This is a genomic window from Muricoccus harenae, assembly GCF_009848505.1.
Classification (GTDB): Bacteria; Pseudomonadota; Alphaproteobacteria; order Acetobacterales; family Acetobacteraceae; genus Roseomonas; species Roseomonas harenae.
In genome coordinates, this window is record NZ_WWDL01000123.1 from 1 (window position 1) to 526 (window position 526).

1 protein-coding gene is annotated in these 526 nt (G+C 62.0%); it reads right to left on the bottom strand.

The window, feature by feature from the left end:
- Positions 1 to 526, bottom strand: a 526-nt coding sequence (locus GSE44_RS25215) for an ISAzo13 family transposase (protein WP_159351555.1), incomplete at both ends; no start/stop codon positions are given.

Below are 526 nucleotides of genomic sequence, written 5' to 3' on the forward strand. Positions count from 1 at the left end.
TGGAGCATGGCGAGGCCGGATCGTGTAGTTCCACTCGCCATGGAAGTTGGCACGGCTGATGTTGATGTTTGCCATCTCTGCATCGGAGACGGTGATGCCCTTGGGATAGGCGTTGGTGTCGAGTTCGCAGCGCACCGTCAGGCCGGTCTCTGTGGTGGTGGCGCTGATCAGGTCGACGATGATGCGATAGCTGACCAGCGGTTTGGCCCGCCAGTTTTGGCTGATGAAGGAGAACAGCCGGTGCTCGATCTTGTTCCATTTGCTGGTGCCAGGAGGCAAGTGGTGGACGGTGATCTCGATGCCGAGTTCATCGGCGAGGCGCTGCAGCTCACGCTTCCATAGCCGCAGGCGCGAGCCGTTGCTGCCACCGCCATCAGCGGTGATGACCAGATGCCGGGCGTTCGGATAGCGTAGGCTGCCGGTGTCGTGCCACAAGCGGCGGATCGTCTGGACCGCGAAGGCCGCGGTGTCATGGTCCATGCCGACACTGACCCAACCCGCATTGGCGGCGAGATCGTAGATGCCA